Annotated in this window: 20 protein-coding genes; 10 read left to right on the plus strand and 10 right to left on the minus strand. The window is 70.0% G+C overall.

The window, feature by feature from the left end:
• Window positions 1-63: 63 nt before the first annotated feature.
• Entirely contained in the window at window positions 64-3,936 is a 3,873-nt protein-coding gene (locus LZ198_RS07245; protein ID WP_253971150.1) for a G8 domain-containing protein, read from the plus strand.
• 63 nt (window positions 3,937-3,999) lie between these two features.
• Here LZ198_RS07245 and LZ198_RS07250 read toward each other — a convergent pair whose 3' ends face one another.
• From LZ198_RS07250 to LZ198_RS07270, 5 genes are all read right to left on the minus strand, one after another.
• Complete coding sequence (locus LZ198_RS07250) at window positions 4,000-4,749, minus strand: class I SAM-dependent methyltransferase (RefSeq protein WP_253971151.1); 750 nt, start codon at window positions 4,747-4,749, stop codon at window positions 4,000-4,002.
• A 91-nt stretch (window positions 4,750-4,840) separates the two neighbouring features.
• A complete protein-coding gene (locus LZ198_RS07255) occupies window positions 4,841-5,767 on the minus strand; it encodes a hypothetical protein (protein WP_253971152.1) in 927 nt (308 codons plus the stop codon).
• 320 nt (window positions 5,768-6,087) lie between these two features.
• Window positions 6,088-7,425, minus strand: coding sequence for an NHL repeat-containing protein (locus tag LZ198_RS07260; protein WP_253971153.1), 1,338 nt, complete (start codon window positions 7,423-7,425; stop codon window positions 6,088-6,090).
• Between the two features lie 213 nt (window positions 7,426-7,638).
• Window positions 7,639-7,914, minus strand: coding sequence for a hypothetical protein (locus LZ198_RS07265; protein ID WP_253971154.1), 276 nt, complete (start codon window positions 7,912-7,914; stop codon window positions 7,639-7,641).
• A gap of 176 nt (window positions 7,915-8,090) precedes the next feature.
• Window positions 8,091-8,552: a hypothetical protein gene (locus LZ198_RS07270; protein ID WP_253971155.1), complete on the minus strand. Its 462-nt coding sequence runs from the start codon at window positions 8,550-8,552 to the stop codon at window positions 8,091-8,093.
• Between the two features lie 242 nt (window positions 8,553-8,794).
• On the opposite strand from LZ198_RS07270, the gene LZ198_RS07275 reads away from it, so the two are divergent.
• A complete protein-coding gene (locus LZ198_RS07275) occupies window positions 8,795-9,622 on the plus strand; it encodes a hypothetical protein (RefSeq protein ID WP_253971156.1) in 828 nt (275 codons plus the stop codon).
• Window positions 9,623-9,659: 37 nt separating this feature from the next.
• Here LZ198_RS07275 and LZ198_RS07280 read toward each other — a convergent pair whose 3' ends face one another.
• Both LZ198_RS07280 and LZ198_RS07285 read right to left on the minus strand, forming a co-directional pair.
• Window positions 9,660-10,496: an alpha/beta fold hydrolase gene (locus LZ198_RS07280; protein WP_253971157.1), complete on the minus strand. Its 837-nt coding sequence runs from the start codon at window positions 10,494-10,496 to the stop codon at window positions 9,660-9,662.
• A gap of 33 nt (window positions 10,497-10,529) precedes the next feature.
• Window positions 10,530-11,252 (minus strand): GntR family transcriptional regulator, encoded by a 723-nt coding sequence (locus LZ198_RS07285; protein WP_253971158.1) that lies wholly within the window; start codon window positions 11,250-11,252, stop codon window positions 10,530-10,532.
• Window positions 11,253-11,433: 181 nt separating this feature from the next.
• Between LZ198_RS07285 and LZ198_RS07290 the strand changes: the two genes are divergently transcribed.
• From LZ198_RS07290 to LZ198_RS07300, 3 genes are read left to right on the plus strand one after another with little or no spacing between them, the layout of a single operon-like run.
• Window positions 11,434-12,357, plus strand: a complete 924-nt coding sequence (locus tag LZ198_RS07290; protein WP_253971159.1) for a fumarylacetoacetate hydrolase family protein — start codon at window positions 11,434-11,436, stop codon at window positions 12,355-12,357.
• A 41-nt stretch (window positions 12,358-12,398) separates the two neighbouring features.
• Window positions 12,399-12,941 (plus strand): VOC family protein, encoded by a 543-nt coding sequence (locus LZ198_RS07295; RefSeq protein WP_253971160.1) that lies wholly within the window; start codon window positions 12,399-12,401, stop codon window positions 12,939-12,941.
• Complete coding sequence (locus tag LZ198_RS07300; RefSeq protein ID WP_253971161.1) at window positions 12,938-13,606, plus strand: polysaccharide deacetylase family protein; 669 nt, start codon at window positions 12,938-12,940, stop codon at window positions 13,604-13,606. The genes LZ198_RS07295 and LZ198_RS07300 overlap by 4 nt, the downstream gene beginning before the upstream one ends.
• Window position 13,607: 1 nt before the next feature.
• Here LZ198_RS07300 and LZ198_RS07305 read toward each other — a convergent pair whose 3' ends face one another.
• On the minus strand, window positions 13,608-14,702 hold the full coding sequence (locus LZ198_RS07305) for a serine hydrolase domain-containing protein (RefSeq protein ID WP_253971162.1): 1,095 nt from the start codon (window positions 14,700-14,702) through the stop codon (window positions 13,608-13,610).
• A gap of 116 nt (window positions 14,703-14,818) precedes the next feature.
• Between LZ198_RS07305 and LZ198_RS07310 the strand changes: the two genes are divergently transcribed.
• The 3 genes from LZ198_RS07310 to LZ198_RS43165 all read left to right on the plus strand — a co-directional run bounded on the left by LZ198_RS07310 (window position 14,819) and on the right by LZ198_RS43165 (window position 20,841).
• Window positions 14,819-15,916 carry a DUF2304 family protein gene (locus LZ198_RS07310; protein WP_253971163.1) on the plus strand — a complete coding sequence of 366 codons (1,098 nt, stop codon included), beginning with the start codon at window positions 14,819-14,821 and terminating at the stop codon, window positions 15,914-15,916.
• Between the two features lies 1 nt (window position 15,917).
• Entirely contained in the window at window positions 15,918-17,735 is a 1,818-nt protein-coding gene (locus tag LZ198_RS07315; protein ID WP_253971164.1) for a hypothetical protein, read from the plus strand.
• A gap of 199 nt (window positions 17,736-17,934) precedes the next feature.
• A complete protein-coding gene (locus tag LZ198_RS43165; protein WP_267145459.1) occupies window positions 17,935-20,841 on the plus strand; it encodes a kelch repeat-containing protein in 2,907 nt (968 codons plus the stop codon).
• Between the two features lie 35 nt (window positions 20,842-20,876).
• Here LZ198_RS43165 and LZ198_RS07325 read toward each other — a convergent pair whose 3' ends face one another.
• A complete protein-coding gene (locus LZ198_RS07325) occupies window positions 20,877-21,776 on the minus strand; it encodes an SDR family oxidoreductase (RefSeq protein ID WP_253971165.1) in 900 nt (299 codons plus the stop codon).
• Between the two features lie 110 nt (window positions 21,777-21,886).
• Between LZ198_RS07325 and LZ198_RS07330 the strand changes: the two genes are divergently transcribed.
• On the plus strand, window positions 21,887-22,780 hold the full coding sequence (locus LZ198_RS07330; RefSeq protein WP_253971166.1) for a LysR family transcriptional regulator: 894 nt from the start codon (window positions 21,887-21,889) through the stop codon (window positions 22,778-22,780).
• 31 nt (window positions 22,781-22,811) lie between these two features.
• Here LZ198_RS07330 and LZ198_RS07335 read toward each other — a convergent pair whose 3' ends face one another.
• A complete protein-coding gene (locus LZ198_RS07335) occupies window positions 22,812-23,546 on the minus strand; it encodes a PaxA (protein ID WP_253971167.1) in 735 nt (244 codons plus the stop codon).
• Between the two features lie 180 nt (window positions 23,547-23,726).
• Here LZ198_RS07335 and LZ198_RS07340 point away from each other — a divergent pair, with 180 nt between their 5' ends.
• A complete protein-coding gene (locus LZ198_RS07340; RefSeq protein WP_253971168.1) occupies window positions 23,727-24,695 on the plus strand; it encodes a hypothetical protein in 969 nt (322 codons plus the stop codon).
• Window positions 24,696-24,709 lie beyond the last annotated feature (14 nt).

Consider the following 24,709-nt stretch of genomic DNA (forward strand, 5'->3'; position numbering starts at 1 on the left):
CTGGGCGCCATAGAATCGCTCATGCCGACTTCCAGGTTTAGCCTCATCAAGCTGTTTTTCTTGATGACAGTCTCCCTGTCATCACAGGGGCGCGCCGCGCCCCGGAGCGCCGCGTCCTCCACCGCCTTCACCGTGCCCAACGGGACCTTCGAGGCGCCAGCGCTCGCGGCCTCTCCCGGGTACCAGTACGCCCCCGCTGGCTCCGGCTGGACGTTCGCCAATGGCGCGGGCCTGTCTCGCAACGGCACGGCGTTCACGTCTGGCAATCCGAACGCGCCCCAGGGCGCCCAGGTGCTGTTCCTCCAGAACACGGCCACGGCCTCGCGGACGCTCGACTTCACCGCGGGCTACTACGTCTTCAGCTTCTCCACCGCGCAGCGCGGCAACCTCACGAGCGCGCAGCGGGTGGAGCTGAGAATCGACGGGGCGACCGTCGTCGCGGTGACGCCCACGGGCGCCCCCTACCAGCGCGTCACCACGGGCCCCGTGCTGCTGACGTCGGGGGCCCACGCCGTCGCACTGGAGGGCACCAATCCCCTGGGAACCGACAACACCGCGTTCGTGGATGACTTCACGGCGACGCGGATCCGGGACATCGCCCTCAGCGGCTTCGAGTCACCGGTGCTGCCCGCCTCTCCGGGCTTCGCCTACACGCCAGCGGGAGGCCCCTGGTCGTTCGGCGCCGGGAGTGGCCTGAGTCGCAACGGCAGCGGCTTCACGGCCGCCAACCCCAACGCGCCGGAGGGCGCGCAGGTGCTCCTGCTCCAGGGGGCCTCGTCCGCCTCGACCTCCATCACCCTCCCCCGCGCCGGCTTCTACCGCTTCCGCGTCAAGGCCGCGCTGCGCGCCAACAACCCGACCCAACCGCCGACGAAGAACCTCCGCGTCACCGTGGGCGGAGCGCAGGTGGGCGAGTTCCGGCTCGGCAGCACCCAGTACGTCGAGCAGGTGTCCACCGCGCGCTATCTCGACGCGGGCGCGAGCGTGGTGACGCTGACGGGCGTGGACACTTCGCCCGGGGACCACACGGCCCTCGTGGACGACCTGCGGGTGGAGATGCTCCACGACTGGTGGGACCCCTCCGTCTGGGGCGGCGCGGTGCCCGGCCCCGCCGACACGGCCACCGTGGGAGCCGACAGCGCCGTCTGCCTGAGGGGCCCGGTCAGCACCGGGGCCATCACCGTGGGCGGAGAGCTGCTCGGCGTGCAGAACATGAACTTCGACGTCACGACGCCCTACATCATGGTGATGGGCAGCGGCGCGCGCCTCGAGGTGGGGCAGGAGCTCACGCCCTTCCCCAGCGCGGGGGTCATCACGCTCGTCGGCGAGTCGACCGCCCCCGACATCATGGGGATGGGCAACAAGTTCGTGGGCGCCATGAACTCCGCCACGCTGCGGCTCCACGGCCAGGAGCGCGTGAGCTGGACGCAGCTCGGACGCAACGCGCCGGCGGGGAGCTCCGCCATCTACGTCAAGGAAGCCGTGAACTGGCAGGCCGGAGACACCCTCGTGGTGGTCTCCAGCCATCGGGACTGGAACGAGGCGGAGAAGCGGACCGTCACCGGCGTCACCGAAGGGAACACCCGGCTCGCGCTGTCGAGCCCGCTCACGTACGCGCACACCGGCGTGGTGAAGACCTATACCGAGGGCTCCCGCACCTGGACGGCGGACCTGCGCGCCCAGGTGGGGCTGCTCACCCACAACATCAAGATCCAGGGCGACTCGGCCTCCGAAGCCACCGGCTACGGCGGGCACGTCATGGTCATGGACAACGCGGCGGCATACTTCAGCGGCGTCGAGCTGTTCAACATGGGCCAGAAGAAGCTGCTCGGCCGCTACCCCTTCCACTGGCACATGCTCGGCAGCGCGGGCGCGGGGCAGTACATCAAGAACTCCAGCATCCACCAGTCCTACAACCGGGCCGTCACCATCCACGGCACGGAGAGCGCGCTGGTGGAGAACAACTTCCTCTACGACCACATCGGCCACGGCGTGTTCCTGGAGGACGGCAGCGAGCGCTTCAACGTCATCAAGAAGAACGTCACGCTCCTCACCAGGCGGCCCGCGCCGGGTGAGCAGGTGACGCCGTCCGACAACGAGCTGGACCAGGTCCAGAACCGCACGCCGGCCAGTTATTGGATCACCAACCCGCAGAACACGTTCGAGGACAACGTCGCGGCCGGGACCCAGGGGACGGGCTTCTGGTTCGCCTTCCCGGAGCGGCCCATGGGGCTGTCCACGAACGACTCCCGCTTCTCCTCGCTGCGCCCCCGGACGCTCCCGATGATTTCGTTCAAGGGGAACAGCGCGCACAGCACCATGTCCGGGTTCGACATCTTCGACGGGCTGTCTCCCAGCCACTCCATCGAGGCGAACCTGGGCTGGTCGGACCCCGCCCTCCACCTCATCGAGAACAGCACCTGGTACGCCAACGAGCTGGGCATCTACACCGGCATCGGCGCGGGTGGGCCGTCCGACAACCTCGTCTTCCGCAACAACGTCCTGGTCGAGAACACCGTGGGCGCCATGATGGCCAGCTACAGCATCATCGACCAGAGCCTGTTCGTGGCGAACTCGGGCGAGGCGCTCGTCGGCGGGGTCCGCCATGCCTACCGCGTGTACGACGGCGCGGGGCAGGTCCGTGACTCGCACTTCGTCGGCTGGGATGCCGCCAACGCCAACTTCCTCATCAACACCGGCGCCGCCACCAAGCACCCCAACCACCAGTTCACCGGCAACACGACGTCCCCCGTGGGGCCGCCGCGCACCAGCCTGGAGGACTTCGACCTCCCGCCCGTCGCGGACGCCCACGCCAACCACGCGGGCCACCCGCGCTACTGGTCCATCGTGCTGCGCGACGTCACCGGCGGCATCAGCGGCAAGGCGAACACGTCCATCGTGTCCAGCCATCCGTTCATGCGCGTGGGCGACGAGTTCCGCCCCGCGAACTGGGAGCGCACGTACCGCAGCGACCACCGCTTCGTCCTCTCGCGGCTCTCCTACGCGGTGCCGTTCGAGCAGACGCCCAACGTCACCGTCACGCGCGAGAAGGCCGGGACGCCCACGGCCCACGTCTATTACATCGACGGCTACCGGGAGTGGCACCAGCTCCCGTTCATCGTCAATGAGGGCTTCGAGTACACCTATACCTACGAAGCGCTCCCCTCCGTGAAGTCGGTGGCGATGAACCTGGAGGACGCCACGCCGGGGGACAACTACGTGGCCCGCTTCAAGGACTTCGGCAAGCTGGGGGGCCTGCGCCTCTCCGCGTCCCAGGGCGGCTTCACCTCGCACGCCTCGCTCGCGAGCCTGCGCGGCGCGGCCTCCTCGGGCTACTTCCTCCAGTCCGGCGGAGACCTGTACGTCAAGGCGGTCGCCACCGCGAAGAACCAGGCCTTCGCCATCAACTGGGACACGAACTTCGCGGTGCCCCCGCTCGATACGGACGGCGACCAGATGACGGACGCCGTGGAGATCCGGGCCGGGCGGCATCCGTTCGACGCCGGGGACCTGGGGGCGGAGTTCGTCCAGGCCGGGAACTTCGAGGGTTGGGGCTCGCCCGTGGACATCGCGGGCCTGACGTCGACGAACGGGGAGCTGGCGGGGACGTCCTCCGGCATCGGGGACGCGCAGCTGACGAACACCGCCTACAACTTCAGCGCCGGCCGAGTCGCGAAGCTCCAGGTGCGGATGCGGGCGTCCCAGAGCACCGGCGTCCAGCTCTTCTTCGCCACGGGCACCCTGCCAGGCTTCTCCGCCACGCGCGTGGCGAACGCGTCCTATACGGGCGGCGGCGCATACCAGACGGTCACCTTCGAGCTGGCGGGGCTGACGGACTGGACGGGGACCATCACCGACCTGCGGCTCGACCCGGTGTCCGGCGTGGGAATCCAGTTCGGCATCGACTGGATTCGCGCGGTGGCCCCCAGCCCTTGACCCTGGCCGGACTCGTCGGTGGGGACCGTCGGACCGTCGCGAGGACGGTCCCCGTGGAGCGAATCACGGACCGGGGAGGCGCGCGCGGATGCAGATGAACCCGGGCGCCTGGGACAGCTCCTCGAACAGGCGCGGGTCCGCCGCCTTCATGTCGTCGAGCGGCTTGGGCTCGACGACGCGGTCGAGCGTCCAGCCCGCCTCGCAGAGCGCGTTCAGGATGTCCGCGAGGGGCCGGCGATACCCCTGCACATACGGCTTCGGCTCGCCGAAGCCCGACCAGTACATCCCGAAGCGCGTCGTGTCGAAGTAGGTGCCGCCGCCACGGCACCGCACGTCGTTCCAGTCGCGCATCGGGTGTGCCATCGAGAACACGAGCATCGCCCCGGGCCGAGAGACGCGTCGGAACTCCTCGAACACCGGGGTGAGGTGTCGCACGTAGTCGAGCGCGAGCGCGCATACGATGCGGTCGAACGAGCCCGCCCCCAACCCGTCGAGCGGCGCCGCGAGGTCCCCCGTCGTCACCTCGACCGGGAGGCCCGCGCAGCGCGCGCGGGCGAGCGAGACCATCTCCGGCGTCACATCGAAGGCGTGGACGGTCGCGCCGCTGCGCGCGAGCTTCTCGGTGCAGATGCCCGGCCCGCATCCGGCGTCGAGCACGCGCAACCCGTCCACCTCTCCCAGCAGCGCCAGTGTCGCGGGTCGCTCGTAGAGGGCGTTGTGCGGCTTCGTCGGCGCGAAGGTCGAATAACGCTCCGCGAAGGCCGAATACGCGGCGAGGCCGAGCGACTCGTCCGCATCGTTCGTGTCGTCCATGCGCGGTCTCCCGAAGGAACAGGGAGACCAAGCTACGCCAGGCGCGGGCCGTCGTCGAACGCGTCCACGGGCTCCCGGCGCACCGCGCGAACTACGGCGAGCAGCTCTGCCCCGACGAGGACGTCGGGTCCACGGCGAGCGCGCGCGCGGCGGCCGGCGTCGCGGGCCCCGGGTCGAACCCAGGGGGGAACGCGGAGCTGTCACAGGAGCCGTTGAAGGAATCCACCTCGTCGTTGAGCGAGGAGATGAGGGTACAGTTCGTCCCGCCCAGCGCCGCGACGGCGTCGGAGATCAGCGTGGACGGCGTGGGGACGGCGCCGAAGAGGCGCTGGTTGCACGTGGCCACCATCGTCTGACGCGCGAGCAGGAAGCGAAGCCGATCCAACTGGCTGCGCTGCGTGTTGTTCGGGTACTTGGCGGGGTCTCCCCAGAGCAACCCCTCCGCCGAGGGCAACGTGGTGATGGTCCCGATGGCGCCCAGGGCGATGGGGCCCACCAACAGACACTGCTGCAGGGCCTGGATGTGGTTCTTGTAGAAGCCCAGCGTCCGCGTCGCGTTGGCGCAGGGCCCCGGAGGCGGCTGCTCACAAACGAGGCGCGCGGTGCACATGGACTGCCCTTGGTCGAACCCCACGTAGAGGATGTTGTCGATGTTGGTGTCGTTCTGCCCGTCGAGCATGGCCAGCGTCAGGCAGTCGTCGTAGCTGCTGAAGGTCACCGGGAAGTCCATCGACAGGAACCCGTTCACCGGAATCGAGACGGGAGGCGTGGGCACGAACACGAAGTGCTCCACCGCCAGCGTCGGGTCCGACGCGGACAGCAGTATCGAGGGCTGGGTCGGATGGACGTTGTCGATCCGGAAGTTGAAGGTCGCGAGGAAGGGATACGTCGACGCGACCACCTGCGCCTCACCGTTGATGCGCTTGGTGCACGTCAGGTCGTGGGCCCGGGCCGCCCCCGCCATCATCAGCAATCCCGCACACAGCACTCCCGCTCCGCTCTGCCCCCACGACTTCATCGAACCGCCTCACTGAATCGCGAGCCTCGATTGGCTCTGCGAGGCGGTGTTTCACCTGTCGTGCCTGCATCCCGTGACGCTCCACGATGGACGCTGGACATGCTCCCTGACCAGGGGAGGAGCCGGCCCGTCCCCTGGGGCGGGTTGCGTGGGTACCCCGGGAGCCTGGATGGGAACTGGCGACGCCGGACAGAGAAGATTCCATCTCCCGACGAAGGCCCCTGCGCTCCACCCAGGCGGCGCGCCGCGGCCAGGGGGTCCCGAGGCGGTCACGAAGCGGGAACGGGACTTCGCATGGAGGGTGAAGTCGCCCGCATGATTCAGGGAGCGAAACCGAAGAGGAACAGGTCGGAGCGCCCCTTCGCGCTCCACGTCTTCGCGCCCACTTGGAGTGTCCCGTGGAAGAGGCCGAGCACGGCGGCGCGGCCGTCCTTGGTGACGGCGACGCTGCCCTCGTCGAGCCCGGGAGAGCTCAGGTCCGGGCCGCTCGGGAAGCCCTGGACCCAACGGAGGTCTCCCTGGAGGCGGTCGAACTTCGCGACGTAGACATTGGCCGCGCTGGAGGGATTTCCGGCGAGCGGGCCCAGGATGCCCAGGTCCGCGCTGGCCGCTTGATAGCCACCGACGAGGGTGACGCCATCCGCCTCGTCCATGGCGACGCCGTGGACGTCGAAGGCGAAGTTCCAGGCCCAGCGCTCCTCGCCGTCCCGCGTCCACGCGGCCACGAACGCATCCTGGTTGATGCCGAGATTGCCGATGGCGACGTGCGAGCTGCCCGCGAACTGGAAGGCGCCCCCGAAGGTCCCCACCATCACCACCCGGTTGCCGTGGGTGGCCACGTCGAACCCGAAGCCCACCGAGTCGGTCAGGCGACGCCGCCACTGGGCCTGACCATCGGGAGACAGCTTCACGAGGTAGGGCTCGACGACACTGACCGTGCCCATGGCACTCCCAACGACATAGAAGTTCCCGTCAGCATCCGCGGTGGCCGCGCGCGCCTCGCTCTGCCCCGCCTGACTGTCGATGAACGTCCAAAGACGGACGCCCTCGGGGCTGTACTTGAAGAAGGAGAGCCGGGGGGAGCCCCGCGTGAACCCACCGACGCCGATGTTGCCGTCCCTGTCCGTCGTCAACACCTGGGGCCACTGCTGCGATTCGGGGAGCGGGCGGAGCCACAACAGCGTCCCCGCGGGGTCCAGCTTCGCGAGGTGCGCTCCGGGCTCCATCACGCCTCCGCCCGTCGAGATGATCAGCACGATGTTCCGCTGGGCATCCACCGCGTGACGCACGGTGAAGGCGGAGTCGAAGGTCTTGAGCACCTGCGCCTTCCCCTGGGTGTCATAGCGGGCGATGACGGTGTTCCAGACCCCCGCCTCCGTCGAGCCCGGCAGGGGCCCTGTGCCGATATCGATGCCGGTGTTGAAGTTCACGACCGCGAGGTAGCCACCCGCACGGTCGCTGGCGATCCGCCCCGTCTCGTCGTCGCCGGGCCCCGCGAGCGGGCGCGACCAGGTCAGCATGTCGGCGAGCAGCGGGGTCTCCTGCGTCCCTCCGGGTCCCGCGGAGCGCGCGCGGACCGCCTCACCCGCGGAGGCCACCCCGCTGGTGAGCAATCCCACACCCCATGAAAGCGCCACCAGGTATCGACCCAAGCCCATGACAACCCCCATTCGGAGGGAGCGACATGCTCCCAGTCCTGAGCAACGGGGCATGCGTGCGCACGGCTCATTGGGCCGGCCCGTCTGCGGGCGAAGGCGACGTCGCTCACCCGACACTCGAACGTGGCGCGGAGGAAGGCACCGTCGAGCGACGACAGAGATGAGGTCTGCTGAACGGGGCCAGGACGGACGCGCTGCCCTGGCCCCGGGGCGCTACGAGCAGATGAAGGTGGAATCCGTGTAGTAGGGCGTCACCTGACCCGCGACGGTGCCGTATCCCTGACAGTCGTAGTGCTCGGCACCGGCCCAGATCGTCTTGGCCGCGTCGAAGTAATACGTCCGGTGGTTCCCGTACCACGTCCCACCCGGCTCCTCCGAGCGCTGCTCCACCGTGCCCGTCTCGTCCGAGGGAGCTTCCGAGCCGACGGGACCACCGCATGCGCTCATCAGCAGCGCGGAGAGGCCAACGACCCAACGTGACAGCGCCATCTGGGGCTCCTTGTCATGTGCGGAGTTGCGAAGTGAAGCAGCCACCATAGCGATGCGGCACACGCAGCGTCCACCCAGTGTCTGGCATCCAGCCATCGCCAATGACTGTCATGCCTCCATCGACGAGCCCTTCGGGGATGAGGAGCCAGGAAGTCCGAACGTGCCTCGGCCCCGGCTCACGGCCGGGATTCGACCTTCTCCCGCTCACGGTCGGCGAACGCCTCCAGTTGCGCCCTCAGCCCCACGGGCTGGCTCTTGGCGAAGTCCTTGATGAAGCGGAACAGGTCCAACACGTAGAGCCAGTTCTCGACCCGGGTGACGACGTCCAGGAGCCTGGAGAGCCTGTCCATCCCCTCCTCGGGGTGGCTCGCCATCAACTCCAGCGCCGCCCCGAACTCCCGCGCCGTGGCCTTCTCGTCGAACCCCTTGGGCAAACCGTCCACCTCGATGGAGTAGGTCGTGTAGTAGCGCTTGTTGTCCTCCACGAGCATGTTCCAGAGCTCGGGGTAGACATCCTCGACGATGAAGACCCGCCCCTGACACACGTGGTCGAAGGTGAACTGCGCGAAGCGCTTGCCCCTCGCCTTCCTGGAGGTCCGGGCCTCCGGTGACAGGTAGCCGTCGATGAGCCGTCCCATCCACTCCATGGGTTGACGGAAGTCATCGGTCCCGTCCCATGCCAGCGCGGCGCCATCGTCCACAGGCACCCACTGACAGCGCCTGGCGCGCCCTTCCCTCGCGAGGCCCTCGAGGACGGCGATCTCCGCCGCGTTCAACGGAGGAGTGACCTGAATCTTTCCCAGTACACGGAGTCTGGCGCCCATGGTGACGGGAGAACGGTCGATGGCGGAGTTTGTCTCGCCCGGATAAGGATGCGCGCATGGATGACTTCTACGCGGACGTCCTCGACCACGTCGGCCGGCCCCCTCGGGAGTTCGGCGCCGTCCACCTGCACGTCGAGCCCGTGACACGCAATGCGGCAGGGAATGCCACCGCCGTCTTGTGGCTCCAGAGCGCCTTCGAGCCGCCTGGCGCGACACCGGCGTCGGTGCTCGTCATGGGGCGACAGAGACAGGGGCCCGCGCGCCGGATGCTCGGCCAGTTCACCGTGCCGGCCCTCACGGACGGCCGCGTGGTGCGGTGGAGTCTCCCCCTCGAGGTGCCCCTGGAGTTCGACGAGGTCCACTTCGAGGTGACCTCACCGCTCCTCCCCCAGGCCAGACGCGTGCGGCCCGCGTGGAAGCTCTTCGACACGCAGGAGATTCCCAAGGAGAGCGACATGAAGACCCTGTCGAGCGGCGCCTCCATGGGAATCGATATCGGAGACTCGCTGCTCAACTCGGTGCTGGCAGGAGGCATGAGCGTCACCGTCTTCGTCGAGGTGGGGACCCAGAGTTCCCCTGGGCTCGGCCGCAGCCTGGCGGTGAAGAACCACGCGGCGGCCACGCTTCCCTCGGCGTTCATCGCCGCCGTGGTCGAAGGGGCCCTCGCCCCACTGGACGCACCTCGAAGCGAGCTCGTCTGGGAACCGGGGATGCCCCTCCCCACCGAGAGCGCGGCACCCACCTGGGAGACGACGCCCCCACCCAACAGGGCCCCGCCCGACCAGAAGCCCCTGAGGACCTGCTACGCCTGCGGCTTCGAGGGCCCCCGCGCGGAGTACGAGCGGGCCACGATGTGCCCCCGCTGCGACGCGGCGTGGATGTAGCGATACACGCCCCCGACCCCACGTCCCATCGAACAGGTCAGCGCGACGCGGACACGACGAAGTCCGCCAGCGCGGCCTCGAATCGCGCGGTCGCCTCCACGAACGGCAGGTGTCCGACGCCCGGGAGCCACGTCCCCTGCCCCGCGCGGGCACGGGCCAACACCCCCTCCGAACTCATCGCCGGGAGGACCACCTGGTCGAGCTCGCCGTGGAGCGTCGCCACCGGCCGGACGCAGCGCCCCAGCTCCGCGGAGTAGTCCTCCGCTCGCGAGAGCAGCGCCCGGCGGACGTTCAACGGCACGCGCAGCATGGCCCTCACCGCCGCGTCGACCCTCGACGGCTCCAGTGGCCGCGCGGCGCACGACTCGACGAACACCCGCGCCGTGGCCGCATAGGTCTCCGGGTCCTCCGACAACAGGCCCCGCGCGTTGGACATCATCCCGGGGCCGAACAGGGCCCGCGCGGGCTTGCCCGACTGGAGCGACGCCGCCACGAAGAACAGGCCGCCCAGCGCCGCGTCGCCCCGGTGTCGCAGGTAGTCCCCGACGACGATGCCCCCGTAAGACCAGGCCACCACGACCGGCCGCACCAGCCCGAGCCCCTGGATGACCGCCTCGAGGTCGCCCGCGAAGCGAGCCCCATCCACATAGGGAGCCTCGCCCTCGGGCTTGTCCGAATCCCCGTGTCCTCGCAGGTCGACGGCCACCAGCCGGTGCCGCTCCGACAGCGGCCCCGTCAATACCGGCTCCCAACTGTGGCGGCTCTGCGCGAAGCCGTGCACGAAGAGCACGGACGGAGCCCCCGACGCGGGGCCCGACTCACTCACCGCGAGCCGGACACCCTCAGAACCCTCGACGAAACACGTGCGCACCATGGCCAGAGCCAGTACGCGCCCAGGGGCGGAGCGTCAATCCTTCGAGCGCGAGCCCCGGCCTTTTGTCGGCAAAGACTTCTCCAGCGAGGAGGCGGCCACGCGCAGGCCCGGGTGCCCCGCGAGGACCAGCTCGGTCGTCCTCGCGATGTGCTCGGTGAGCAGCGCGCAGGCACGCTCCGCGTCCCGGTCCAGCGTGGCCTTCACCAGGGTCGCGTGCTCGTCCTCCACGTTCCGCCCGGACTTGCCGTGTGCCTGCGCGAGCCGCCGGTAGCGCTCGGTCTGGTCGAAGAGGGTCGCGTGGAACTTGAGGAGCCAGGGCGAGCCGCACGCGCTCAACAGCGTCGCGTGGAAGCGCGCGTGCTCCTGCTCCCACGTGTCGTCGAGCACGCCGCCGGTGGACGTCGGCACGCGTCGCTGGAGCCGGTGGAGCGCGGCCGTCACCTCTCCCTCCCAGGCGATGTCCCCGTGCGCGATGGCCCCACGCAACGCCAGCGTTTCGATCTGCTGCCGCGTCCGCGTCAGGTCCAGCAGGTCGGCCCGGGAGATGGGCGCCACCCGGAACCCCCGCTGGTCCTCGATGGTGACGAGCCCCTCCGAGGCCAGCCGGCAACACGCCTCGCGCAGCGGCGTGCGCCCGACGCCATAGCGCGTCGCGAGGTGCTCGAGCCGCAGCTTCTCCCCCGGCGGCAACGCCCCATGCAGGATGTCACCACGCAGGCGGTCCACCACCGCCGACGCGAGCGTGGGTTCGGACACCGGACTCCGAATGCGGGATGGAGCAGCCATCGACCTCCTCACGGACAGGCGACCTATACGTCACCCCGCGAAATTGACACAAGGCGTCACCTTGGATGCAAAATCAATTTTGTCGACATTCTGTTGAGCGCCGGTGCCGGCCTCGCTAGCCTGTGCGAGGAGACGACGGAGACCAGCGACCATGCGGATTGCTTCGATTCTGGTGAAGGGTGAGCCCGCGCTCGGCGTGCGCACGCCCCGGGGGATGCTGAACGTGACGGCGCTCGCCCCGACGGTCGGCGGCTCGCTGCGTTCCCTGCTCGAGCGTGGCCCCGAGGCACTGGCGGCCCTGGCCCGGCGCGTGGCGGAGGCCGCGGGCCAACCGGTCCTCGCGCAGACGGAGTTCCGCTACCGGACGCTCATCCCGGAGCCGAGCAAGTTCCTCTGCCTGGGCCTGAACTACGTGGACCACGCGGCGGAGTCCACCTACGAGGCGCCCCGGTTCCCCGTGGTCTTCACGCGCGTGCCGTCGAGCCTCCTCGCCCACGGCGAGGCGCTGGAGGTCCCCACCTGCTCGCACCAGCTCGACTACGAGGCCGAGCTCGCCGTGGTGGTGGGCCGTGCGGGCCGGAACATCCCCAAGGCGCGCGCGCTGGAGTGGGTCGCCGGGTACACGCTCTTCAACGACGGGTCGATCCGCGACTACCAGAAGCGCACCCACCAGTGGACCGTGGGCAAGAACTTCGACGCCACCGGTCCGCTGGGACCCGAGCTGGTCACCCCCGACGAGCTCCCCGAGGGCGCCCGCGGCCTGCGCATCCAGATGCGCGTCGGGAACGAGCTGCTCCAGGACGCGACCACGTCGGACATGATCTTCGACGTCGCCACCGTCCTCGCGGACCTCTCCGAGGCCATGACGCTCCAGCCGGGAGACGTCATCGCCATGGGCACCCCCAGCGGGGTGGGCGTCGCGCGCAAGCCCCCTCGCTTCCTGCGCCCCGGGGACGTGTGCGAGGTCTCTGTCGAAGGCGTGGGCGTTCTGCGCAATCCTGTCGCCCAGGCGGCCCCCTCGCATGTCGAGCCGCCGCGGCACGAGGCGGGGACCGGCGCGAGGCCGACGGAGTGAATTCGAGTCGTTGACGACAGACCCAGCGGGAGGACGGACGCATGTTCACGCAAGCGAAACTGCCGAGCAGGCTTCACCACACGGCCTACGTGACCAAGGACCTCGAGGCGACGCGGAGGTTCTACGAGGATTTGATCGGTTTGCCGCTCGTCGCGACGTGGTGTGAATCCGACGAGTTGTTCGGCGCCGTCCGGACCTACTGTCACACCTTCTTCGAGCTGGCCGACGGGAGCGCGCTCGCGTTCTTCCAGTTCGAGAAGCCCGAGGACCAGAAGCTCTTCGGGCCGGAGCTCCCCTCCTCGCCGTTCCACCACATCGCGCTGAACGTCGACCAGGAGACGCAGCAGGGCATCGAGCAGCGCCTGCGCGCCGCGGGCTACACGGAGCCGGACATGTACGTGCTCGAGCACGGCTACTGTCGCTCGCTCTACGCGAAGGACCCCAACGGGATGATCGTCGAGTTCACGCACGACAGCCCCAAGGCCGTCGCCTTCGACCTGATCCAGGACCGCCGCGCCAAGGCCCACCGGGAGCTGGCGCGCTGGCTCGCCGGGGACCGCACGTCCAACAACGTGTACCGGTGAGCCTGCTCACGCTCTCGTTCGACAACGGGCCGGATCCCCGGATCACCCCCCGGGTGCTCGACGTCCTCGCGTCGCACGACCTCCGCGCGTGGTTCTTCGTGTTGGGAAAGCACCTCGCCGATGACGAGGGTCGGCGCCTCGTGTCACGCGCCCGCGCCGAAGGGCACCTCGTCGGCAATCACTCCTTCACGCACGCCACCCCGCTCGGGGAGGACCCGCGTCCGGACGCCGTGGAGGCGGAGCTCGCCGCCACGGACGCGCTGCTCGCGCCGCTGGTCCCCGGACCGAAGTGGTTCCGCCCCTTCGGGGGTGGAGGCAAGCTGGGCCCCCACCTCCTGAGCCCACGGGCCGTGGAGCACCTGCTCCGCCACCGATACACCTGCGCCCTCTGGAACAGCGTCCCCGGGGACTGGCTGGACGCGAAGGGCTGGCCGGAGAAGGCGCTCGCGGATTGCGCCGCGCGCCCCCACACGCTGATGGTGCTGCACGACATCCCGGACGCCTGCCTCGACGGGCTCGACGGGTTCCTCCATCAGGCCAAGGCGCTGGGCATGCGCTTCACCCAGGAATGTCCCCCGGAGTGCCTGCCCATCATCGACGGGCACGTGATGCGCGACCTCTCGGGCCTCGTGGCGCCCCCCCTGCCCCCTCCGCCCGGCCAGTGACTCACGGCCGGGCGGTGGACTTCCCCGGGGGCACAGCGAGCTCCTCGCGCACGACGCGACGAACCTCGTCATACGGGTGATACGTCCTGGCGCGGTCCACCAGATTCCGGGAGACGTTCTCCAGCACGACGACGCTCACGCGGGTGGCCGGGTAGTAGAGCAGCATCGACATGAAGCCGGGGATGTAGCCGCTGTGGCTGATCTCCTCGATGCCGTCGTGACGGGAGCGCTCGACGCCGTAGCCGTAACGCAGCTCCCCCCAGCGGTGGTCGCGCTTCGCGTTCGGCCGGGGCGTGAGCATGGCCTGGTAGGACGCGGGCGAGAGCAGCCGGCCGCCGTGGAGGCAGTTGTTCCAACGGGCGAGGGCCCGGGCGTCGAGGACGAGTCCTCCAGAGAGGTTCCAGTCCTTGCTTCGCCAGTGCTGGGAGACCTCCACCACGCCGTCATCCCGCTCCTCGAACCCGGTGGCGACCGCGCCCTGGAAGTACTTCCGGATTTCAGGATGGGTTCCGGAGGGAGGCGACTCCCAGTCGGCCAGCCTGCACTTCTTCATCGCGATGACGAGGGTGTCGGCGACCCGCACGTCCTTCGAGAGGGGAATCCTGCTCAACAGGTCGTAACCGGCGTTGGAGTAGTGGAAGCGCTCGCCCGGGGGGCTCAGCAGCGGCTTGTCGAGCGCCTCGAGGCCCGACGTGTGGTTGAGCAGGTGCTCGAGCTTCACGAGGCCGCGCCACGCCTCGGGGAGGTCGGGCAGGAACTTCCCCACCGGGTCATCCAGACGAAGTTTCCCCGCGTCCACGGCGCGGAGCACCAGGGTCGCCGCGAACTGCTTGCTGAGGGAGCCGACGAAGAACTTCTTCTTCGGCGTCAGCGGGCGCGTGCGCTCCGGGTCCTCGAATCCCCGGGCGGCCTCGAACAACGTCTCGTCCTCCCGGGTGACGAGCACCACGCCGGAGAAGGGGCGCGGCGAGGTGGCGTCGAGCAGCGCGCCCAGGCGTGTCTGGAGGCGCGTGGGTTCGGCGGTGTGGCCCCGCGCGGGAACCGCGACCACAAACAACGACACGAGGCACGAAACGACGAGGCGGCGGGCGAGCATCGAGAGCTTCTTCCTGGGGCGGGGACGTGACGACGCGGCCCAGTGAAGCACGCCCCCACCCAGGGCAAAAATCCCTTGCCGCTCCGGGGCGGAGAGGCCTAGAGCCTCGGGGGCGTATGTCCCTCCTCGTCATCCTGCTGACCGCGGGATTCTTCACCCTCCTGTTCTCCCAGTTCGGGCACCGGCTCCCCGCGCGGAACTCGCTCATCTGGTGGCTGGTGGCGTTGTTCCTCTTCGTCGCGGTCGTCACCCCGGACTGGTTCCGCCCCGTCATCCGCATCCTGGGCATCGAGCTGGTGAGCAACTTCGTGCTCGGCGGGATGATGTTGTTCCTGTTCTTCCAGATGGTGGAGCAGCAGGCGGAGAACCGACGCTTCTCGCGGCAGATCGTCGAGCTCACCACCAGCTTCGCGGCCCGCCAGTTCCCCGCGGAGGGGGCCCAGCGGCTCGCGGGCGAAGGGCACAAGGTGCTCGTCATGTTGCCCTGCTTCAACGAGGCCGGCTCGCTGCCCCACCTCCTGCCCCGGATGGAGGCGTTGGTGGCGCAAGGCACGGACGCGGAGCGCTTCGCGTACTGCGTGGTGGACGATGGCTCGCTGGACGACACCCCCCGCCTGCTCGCGACGCTGGCGCCGCACGCGCACGTCACGCACAGCGCCAACGTCGGCGTGGCGGGCGCGCTGTTGACGGGCTTCAAGGTGGCGCGCGCCCTGGGTGCGGACTACGTGGTGCAGTGCGACTCCGACGGCCAACACCCCGTCGAGGAGATTCCCCGGCTGGTGGCCCGGGCCCGGCAGTCCGGGGCGGACCTGGTCATCGGCTCGCGCTTCGTGGCGGCGCCGCCCACGGACGGGGCGGCCACGGATGCCCTGCGCAGCACCACGCGCCTGCGGCGCACCGGAGGAATGCTCGTCACCCTGGTGCTGGGCCTGTTCGGCCGCGCGGCGCGGGTGAGCGACCCGACCTCCGGCTTCCGTGTGTACTCCCAGCGCGCCGTGCGGGAACTCCTGCGCACGATGCCGGACGAGTATCCGGAGCCGGAGTCCATCGCGCTGCTCGCGCTGCGGGGCCTGCGCATCGAGGAGGCTCGGGTGGAGATGACGCCGCGCACCCAGGGCGTCTCCAGCCTGAGCGGACTCAAGAGCATCCGGTTCATGGTCAAGGTCACCACCGCGCTGCTGGGCCTGCGCGTCCGCTCACTCGCGGGAGGCTGAGGTGACGACCTCGCGTGAAAGGCTCTCTCGCTGGCTGGGCGCGCTCGACGCACCGGGCGCGCGCGTTCCCGGGTCGGGGACGGCCACGCTGCTCGTGCTGGTGCTCGTCCCCTTCCTCGCGCCGATGTTGTCGGGCGCCGTGCGGGCAGCGCTCCGTGTGGACATCACGTGGGCCCTGGCGCTCTCGGTGGCGCTGGTCGCGGGGGGCGTGGCGCTGGCGTGGTGGCAGGGCGCGCTGCGCGCGGGCACGTGGACGCGGGTGCTGCCCGCGGTGGTCGTGCTCGGCGCGGTGATGGCGGCGACGTTCCACGGACTCTATACGCCGGCGTTCGGCGGCCTCGTGTCCGTGGGAGGTGGGGACGCGGGCAACCACGTGTCCCTGCGGCACGCCTTCGTCGAGACGACGCCGCTCATCTACGAGCAGTTCGTGGCGTTCCATGCCTTCACGCACTGGCTGGAGGTCTTCTTCGGACTGGACGCCTTCGGGTCCTTCCGGGCCGCCTTCTACAGCCTGTGCTTCCTGGTGCCGCTGTGCATGCTGGTGGGGCTGTGCGCCATCACGGAAGACCGGGGCGTGGAGGGACACACGGCGCCGTGGCTCCTGCTCGGGGGCCTGCTGGCCACGAGTCCGCTGCTCCTCCCCATCCTCCACTACAACCAGGCCGACGGCTTCTACGCGCACCTCTTCGGGCTGGCGCCCTTGCTGGCGGGCTGGGCGCTGTTCGGGTTCTTCTCCTCGCGCGCCGTGCGCATCGTGGTGCTGCTGGGCAGCGTGGGACTGCTCCGGTACACGTATGGGCTCAACCTGGGGGATGCCCTGCTCACCAGCGCGGTGCTCGTGGCGGTGGAGGCCGCCGGGGTGACCCACCCGGGGCGTGCACGGTGGGGGCTGGCCGCGCTGGCTGCGGGCCTGGGGTTCGCGGCGACCTTCGCCTATTGGAAGCTGTATCCGCTGCTGCCGGTGACGGGGGGCATCATCACGCCCCACATCCACGCGATGCTGCGCGGCGAGGCGGTACTCGCCGTGCTGCTGCTCGTGCTCCCACGCGCGGCGCGGTGGATGGGCCTGTCGCTGGGGGACGCCGGCGTCCGGCTCGCGCGGTACGCGGGCGTCTTCGGCGCCATCAACGCCAGCGTCCAGTTCCTCTGTCTGCGGCTGGGGACGCCTCGGGAGTACTACCTCTTCAAGTACCACCTCCATGGCGTCGTGCTGGTCCTGTGCGCGGCGCTGGTGGTGCTCGCCGCGCTCCTCGCCCAGGCGCTCTCGCGGTGGATGCAACGGCAGGGGCGCCCCGCCCACATGGGGTTCCTGGTGCCAGCCGTGCTCGTGGGCATCGCCGTCTTCAACCTGAACGCCGCCGTGGCGCCCTACCGCGAGAGCTACGACGAGCGGACGTCGGGACACGCCCCCTGGCGCACCCTCACCGCGCTGTCGGACCCGGATGGCTGGAAGCGCATCCAGGCGACCCTGTCGCGAGAGGGCGCGAGGTTCGGCGGACTGATTGCCCCCTCGTGGCCCATGATGAACTTCATGAACGCGGGCCTGCGGCGAGAGGTCGTCGAGGAGCCGCTGCGCTTCGGCTGGGAGCAATACATCCACGGGCTGGTGCGCGAGGGGCCGGGCCTGTGCGTGTTCTGGTACGCGACGGAGCGCGACTTCCAGGAGCTCGTCTCCACGAAGCAGGAGAACGGCAGCGTCCTGGTGGACGTCACGCGCGCGTTGGACGCGCGCCCGGAGAAGCAGTGCGAGGACTACGCCGCGCCCTGGGATGCCCAGCGCCCCATGCGGCTGTGTCACGTCTGCGGACCGAAGACCTAGACCGAGGGGCGTGGTCCTCGCTCGGGCTGGAGCGACAGCGATGGCAACCCGACGTGGGGGCCCCTGCTCGTGCCTGGGATGCGCTGACGCAACCACCCCCGAGGTAGTTGCTCCCCTTCTGGCGACGCTCCCATAGTGGCTCACTCTGGCGAAGCCACGCGACGCCATCCGCCCACACCCCGGCCTGAACCAAGACTCCATGTCGCGAATCCTCGACGACCACTCCCTGTTGCGCCCCTTGCGGCTGTTGCTCCTCCTGTCCCTGTCCGCTGGCCTCGCGCTCGTGGCCTGCGGAGGTGATGCCCCCACCCCTGACGAACCGGATTCGGGGGTCCCCATCCCCTCGGACGGGGGACACGATTCGGGCACTCCGGATGCGAGCATTCCTGACGCGAGCACTCCTGACGCGAGCGTCCCAGACGCGGGTGGACCGGACGCCGGTGGACCGGACGGCGGAACGACCGGAGACGGAGGCAGCGATGGAGGCACCGACGCGGGCTGTGGTCCCTGCGAGTCCCCGCCGCCCCCACGCTGCAACGGAACACGGGACCTCGTGACGTGGTCAGGCCCGGGTATCTGCACCGCCTCTGGTGTCTGCCAATACTCGGCGTTCTCGACGTTCTGTGAGTACGGCTGCGCCGACGGCGCATGCCTCCCCTGCCCTCGTCGATGCGACGGCCGTGAGTGTGGCGACGACGGTTGCGGCGGTTCGTGTGGCGAATGCGGCGCCCCCCAGACCTGTGGTGGTGGAGGGATTCCGGGGATCTGCGGGCCAGAGGCGGGCTGTGGGACGTGGGAACCGGGTGCCTCGCTCCAGGTCGCGCGCGCCCACCCGGCGGCGGTGCAGCTTTCGGACGGGAACCTCTTCGTCGTGGGAGGGCTGACGAGCGGAGCTGTCACGACACGCACCGCGGAGAGCTTCAATCCCAGTACGAACACCTGGACCGCCCAGGGCAGACTCCCCGCTACCGGCACGCCCTCCGGCAGCTCCACCCACGGGTTCTACTCCTATCCAGGGGCCGCGCAGCTCGGCACGGGGCGCGTGCTCGTCACCGGTCATGCGGACAGCGTCTACGCGCTCTTCACCCCTGCCTCCGGCGACTGGGCACCGGGGAATGGCCTCATCAGTGAACGCTTGCAGCCCCTGGTCCTCTCCCTGGCGGATGGCCGGGTCCTCGTCGCCAGCGGCGTCGACGAAGGAGGGTACTATCCCCGCAGGACCGGAACCTACGACGACACCCACGCGGCATGGGCCACCGGCTACACCCGGTCGGAGCGTTTCCGGGCCACGGGTGTGCAGCTCCTCGATGGACGGGTGCTGGTCACCTCGGGGATCGCTGACGAGGTCTATGGCGCCGCCGCGCTCGGCGCCGAATTGTATGACCCGGTCTCCGACACCTGGGCCTTCACCGGAGCGCCGCGCAGGGCACGCGCGGCGGCGGCCCTGGCGCGGCTGTCGGACGGGCGCGTCCTCCTCATCGGAGGAACCTCCGTCCGAGGCTTCTTCTCGGGGACGGCCGTGCGGACCTCCAGCGTCGAACTCTACGACCCCACCACTGGCGACTGGCGCGACACGGGATATCTCAACATCGCGCGCAGCGGTCACACCGCCACCGTGCTCGCGGACGGCCGCGTCCTCGTGATTGGTGGTCAGGACGCCGACGGCAAGGTCCTCTCCTCCGTGGAGTGGTTCGACCCCTCCACGGAGAAGTGGACGCTCACCGCTCCGCTCTCCACCGGACGCGCCTCGCACGTATCGGCCCTGCTGGGCGACGGACGCGTCTTCGTCGTGGGAGGAACGAGCTCCACCGGCGCCATCCTCGCCTCCAGCGAGGAGGTGCTGCCTGGCGGCTTCTGCGCGGCCAACGGCTGCGTACCCGAATCGGATGACGTCCTCTGCGCGAAGCAGACCGCGGGGTGCGGTCCGCTCGACGTCACGGACGCGTGTGGCAGGACGCGGCAGGTGTCGTGCGGAGCCTGCATCTACCCCGCGACGTGCGGCGGGGCGGGAATCCCCGCCCGCTGCGGCCAGCCGGGTGTCGAGGGCTGGCAGGTGGAAGTGCTCGGCTCGGCCACGGGCGACAACAAGGGCATCGTCATCGAGCCGGGCGGCGAGCCGGCCATCGCCTACGTCTTGAGTTCGCCGGTCGGAGGACCCGAGCCACGACTCTTCCTCGCGCGACGGCTGGCCACGGGCTGGAACACCTCGCCCATCCTCGACGACATCCTGGGCGGCGACGTGGCGCTCGCGCGCACGCGGGAGGGCGCGCTGCGCGTGGCCACCCGCAAGCGCGTGGTGGGGAGCTTCTCCTCGTATGACGTCCCCGTCTTCCTCTCCTGGAAGGAGGGGCGCTGGTGGGACGACGTCGTGCCCTCGACGGATTTCCATCCTCCCCCCGACACGGACTACCTGAGCATGGGGCTCGGCCCCGACGACGAGCCCCACCTCTGCACTCTCGACATCACGAGCACCTTCAACACCGCCACGCTCTACTGCTACGGGCTCGATGCGACCCGGAGGTGGACACGGGAGCGCGTGGACGTACCGGGGACGGACTTCAGCTCGCCGTCGGTCGCCGTGGACGGAGAGGGCCGCCCCCACGTCGCCTACTACGACGCGAACCAGAAGCGCCTCACCCATGCGGTGAGGAGCGCGTCCGGCTGGGTGCTCGAGACCGTGGATGCCAGCGCGGATGTCGGGACCGGGGCCTCGATGGTGCTCGATGCCCAGGGACACCCGCACATCGCCTACCGCGACACGACGAACCAGGACCTCAAATACGCGCGCTGGACGGGCACCGAATGGAGCCTCCAGCGCGTGGACAGCACCGACGATGTGGGTGGCACGCCCGCCCTGGCATTGGACGCCCAGGGCCGACCCCACATCAGCTACGAGGACCTCACGCGTCACCACCTGAAGTACGCGCGGTGGACCGGCACCCAGTGGAACCTCTCCACCGTGGACGCGAGCGGAACCGGAGGCAGGGACTCCGCGCTGGCACTGGATGCCGCGGGCCGGGTCCACATCACCTACTTCAGCGAAGGACTGCGCTACGCGAGGAGCCCCCAGGCGCCCACCGCGAAGCGCGCGGCCCCCAAGCGCTGACGAGGCGTGGCCACGCCCGACATCGCCCCAGGGACTCAGCCCTTCGCGGCCTGGAACCTGTCGCGCACACCCGACAGGAACGACTCGACGCTGATGGGGGCCCGGCCGGTGAGCGCCTCCACGGTGGGGAACACGCCCGCGAGCCGCCCCTGCGCCACCGCCGCATCGAACGTGGCGTAGGCCTTCACCACCGCCTCCGGCAGGCCGCGCGCCAAAAGGCCCGCCTCGAGCTGCGCCGCGTCCACCGCCACGTGCTCCACGGGGCGACCGGACAGCGAGCTGGCCAGTCGCGCCAGCTCCGCCTGCGTCACAGCCGAGGGACCGGAGACCTCCAACGTGCGCCGGCCGTCGAACGAGGACCGCAACGCGGCGGCGGCGGCGCGGGCGCAGTCCTCGCGCGAGACATAGGCCGTGGCGCCGGAGCCGGTGGCGGAGACGAGCCGGCCCGTGGCCACCGCCTCCGGCAGGCTGTACATCAACATGTCCATGTAGATGTTGTTGCGGAGCACGGTGAAGCCCAGGCCGCTCTCCGCCAGGGCCTGCTCCGTCGCCCAGTGGTCCCGCGCGATGGTGGAGGGAGAGTCCGGCTCCGGCCGGGTGAACGACGTGTAGACGACGTGCCGCACGCCCGCGCGCCGGGCCGCTTCCACCGCGTTGCGGTGCTGGGTGATGCGGCGCCCGGGCTCGCCGATGACGTCCGTGCTGACGAGCAGCAGCCGCTCCACGCCCGCGAAGGCGGCGTCCAGCGAGCCCGGCGCATCGAAGTCGGCTGGACGCACGACGGCGCCCCGCGCCGCGAGGGCCGCGACCTTCTCCGGGTGACGGGTGGTGACGACGACGGGCCCCGGCTGGGACTCCAGGAGCAGCTCCACGACGCGGCGGCCGAGCTGGCCGGAGGCGCCGGAGACGAGCAGGGTCGGTGCGATGGCAGGCATGCGGAAGGTCCTCGTGAACGGCGAGCGATTCGCGACGGTCCCATGGGTAGCGCTCCCGCTTCGCCTGCACAATGCCCGCTCCTGGCGCATACTGTTGCACAGGAGGAACAATGGACCTCAACCAGCTCGCGCTCTTCGCCGCCGTCGCGGAGTCCTCCAGCTTCTCCACCGCCGCGAAGAAGCTGGGCGTCCCCAAGTCCTCGGTGAGCCGTGGCATCTCCCGGTTGGAGGCCTCCCTGGGCGTCCAGCTCCTCCACAGGACGACGCGCAGGGTGGCGCTCAGCACGGCGGGACTCGCGCTGTACGAGCGCGTGGCGCCGACGCTCGCCTCGCTGCGCAAGTCGGTCCTGGACCTGCCCGAGCGCGAGGAGGAGCCCTCCGGCGTGCTGCGGCTGACGGCGGTGGTCGACTGGGGCAGCACCCTGCTCGCGGACGTCGTCACCCGCTTCGTGGCGCGCTACCCCACGGTGAAGGTGGACCTGCACCTCGACAACCGCGTGGTGGACCTGGTCGCGGAGGGCTTCGACGCCGCCGTGAGGCTGAGCATCAACCCCTTGCGGGACTCGTCCCTCCGAGCCCGGAAGCTGGGGCCCCTCTCCCTGCGCATCTATGCCTCGCCGGGCTACCTGGCGCGCAAGGGCACCCCGCGACACCCGCGAGAGCTGGCCAGCCACACCTGGATTTCGTTCCGCAGCCCCAAGCCCTTCCGGCTGGAGGGGCCCGGGGAGACGGTGCTCATCCCCCAGGGAGGCGCCATCGTCTGCGACGACATGTTCTTCATGCGGGAGGCCCTGCGCCTGGGCGCGGGCATCGGCTTCCTCCCCACCATGCTCGCCGAGCCCGAGGTGGCCGAAGGACGGCTCGTCCCGGTGATGCCCCGCTGGAGCATCCTCGCGGGGACCATGTGGTTCGTCTCCACCGCGGAGCGCCACATGCCCCGCAAGGTGTCCGCGTTCCGCGACTTCCTCATGGAGGCGCTGCGACAGCGCCCCCTGCCCCCCTGAGCCAGCGCCTCCAGTCAGCGCGCGGCCGCGCCTACTGGATGGTGATGGGGATGTTGTAGAGGAAGCACACCGGGACCTTCTGCGGCTTGTACTCCCAGCCGGACTTCAGGCCCTCGATGATGTCCGAGTCCGCGCCCGGCACGGACTTCACGGGCGTCACCTCGTACACGCGGCCATCGGTGGCCACGCAGACCTTGTAGATGCCCTGCAGCGTCTCGCCGCGGTGCGTCTGCTTGAACACCTCCGAGAGGCGCGGCGAGGACTGGCGGACCACGTCGCGCTGGATGACGAAGGGGGGGACGTTCTTGGGCTTCACCGGCTCGACCGGGCCCGTCCCACCCACCGTACCGCCGACGACGCCGCCCACCACCCCGCCCACCACGCCACCGGCCACGCCGCCCTCGACCCCTCCCTCGACGCCGCCCTCCACGGGGGCCTCGGGCTCCGGCGCCTCGGGCTCCGGCTCCGGCTCGACGGGCTTCTGCTCGACAACTGGTTTGACCTCCACGGGTTGGCGGAGCTCCGTCTTGGGCTTCTTCTCGACGGTCCGCGGCGTCGTCCGCGGCGCCGCGGGAGGGGGCGGCGGGGGCGGCGGAGGCGGGGGGGCCTTGACGAGGTTGAGGACGACCTCGATGGGCTGCTCCGTCTCGTTGATCATGGGTTTCACCAGCAACGCCACGACGGCCACGATTCCGACGTGGACGGCAATGGAGAAGGCGGCGAAGCCGAGGATGCGCGGGGGAGGATCGGTGTGCTGCGCGAACATGCCGGGGCCCGGCATACCACAAGCCGGATGCGTGTCCTCGGAATGTAATCCTGCTGCTCTGGCAGAACGGTTTGACCTGTTACGTGGAAGCCACCCGATTGATACCTGAGGAGCTGAGACTCGTGCTAGAGCGCCGCCACCTCGTCCCCATCTCCAGAGGTATTTTCCGTGCAGACAAAAATGAAGTGCGCACTCGGGCTCGCGGCAGCCCTGGGTGTCGTGGCGTGTGGCGACTCGACCGATGAGGTCGGAGACAAGTACCAGGGCGTCGTCGACGCGACGAACCTCGACGCGAAGTTCAAGCCCACCAGCGGTGTTTACCGTCCCGTGACAGGAAAGGCGAAGGGCACCAGCGTTCCCTTCTACAACCTGGGACAGGTGGCCACCGAGCGCAAGGACGACAAGGGCGCGATCACCAACTCGGGCGTCCCCGTCGATGAGAGCGGGCGCCCCATCCTCCCCGCGAGCCGGGTGGTGGCCACCTCCTATGACCTGGCGGATGGCTGCAAGACGGGCAAGGCGGACTTCGACCGCCGCACCGACGACTACCCGGAGACCACGCAGTGGCCGCTGTTCGGCGCGCTGCCGCTGGCGGTCACCGGCAACACGACCCCGCCGGTGCTGCCCCTGATGAAGGTGACGCGCTGGAGCGGCACGGGTGGCGAGCAGTGCAACGCCATCAAGGACGTGTCCTCGCTCACCAAGGGCAACTTCGGGGGCGCGGCCTCCGAGGAGACGACCGTCGCCCTGCGGGCCATCATCGACGTGTCCGCGCAGCTCAACCCGCTGCGCACCGGCTCCGGGTTCGCCGCCCAGGGCGGCTGGTACCGCGGCCTGCAGCTCGCCTTCCTGGACGGCGGCACCGTCCCGGTGGACGCGGCCGGCAACCTGAAGGTGATGGAGGGTGTCCTGGTGAGCCCGCCCACCGGCGCGCCCGCGACGGAGACGGCCGTGTACCTGTTCTCCGCGCTCCCCGGCGAGGAGGGTTGGTCCCCGGTGGTGCGCCTGCGCACGTTCACCGCGACGGCCGCCAAGCCCGCCTCCAGCTACACCGGCCTCTGCGTCGACGCCTGCGCCGAGACCGAGCTCGATATCACCCCCATCAACCGCTACTCCGGCGTGCTCTTCGTCGTCGGGAGCACCCTGTGAGCGCCACCTCGTCC

The sequence above is a fragment of the Myxococcus dinghuensis genome, from assembly GCF_024198235.1.
GTDB classification, from domain to species: domain Bacteria; phylum Myxococcota; class Myxococcia; order Myxococcales; family Myxococcaceae; genus Myxococcus; species Myxococcus dinghuensis.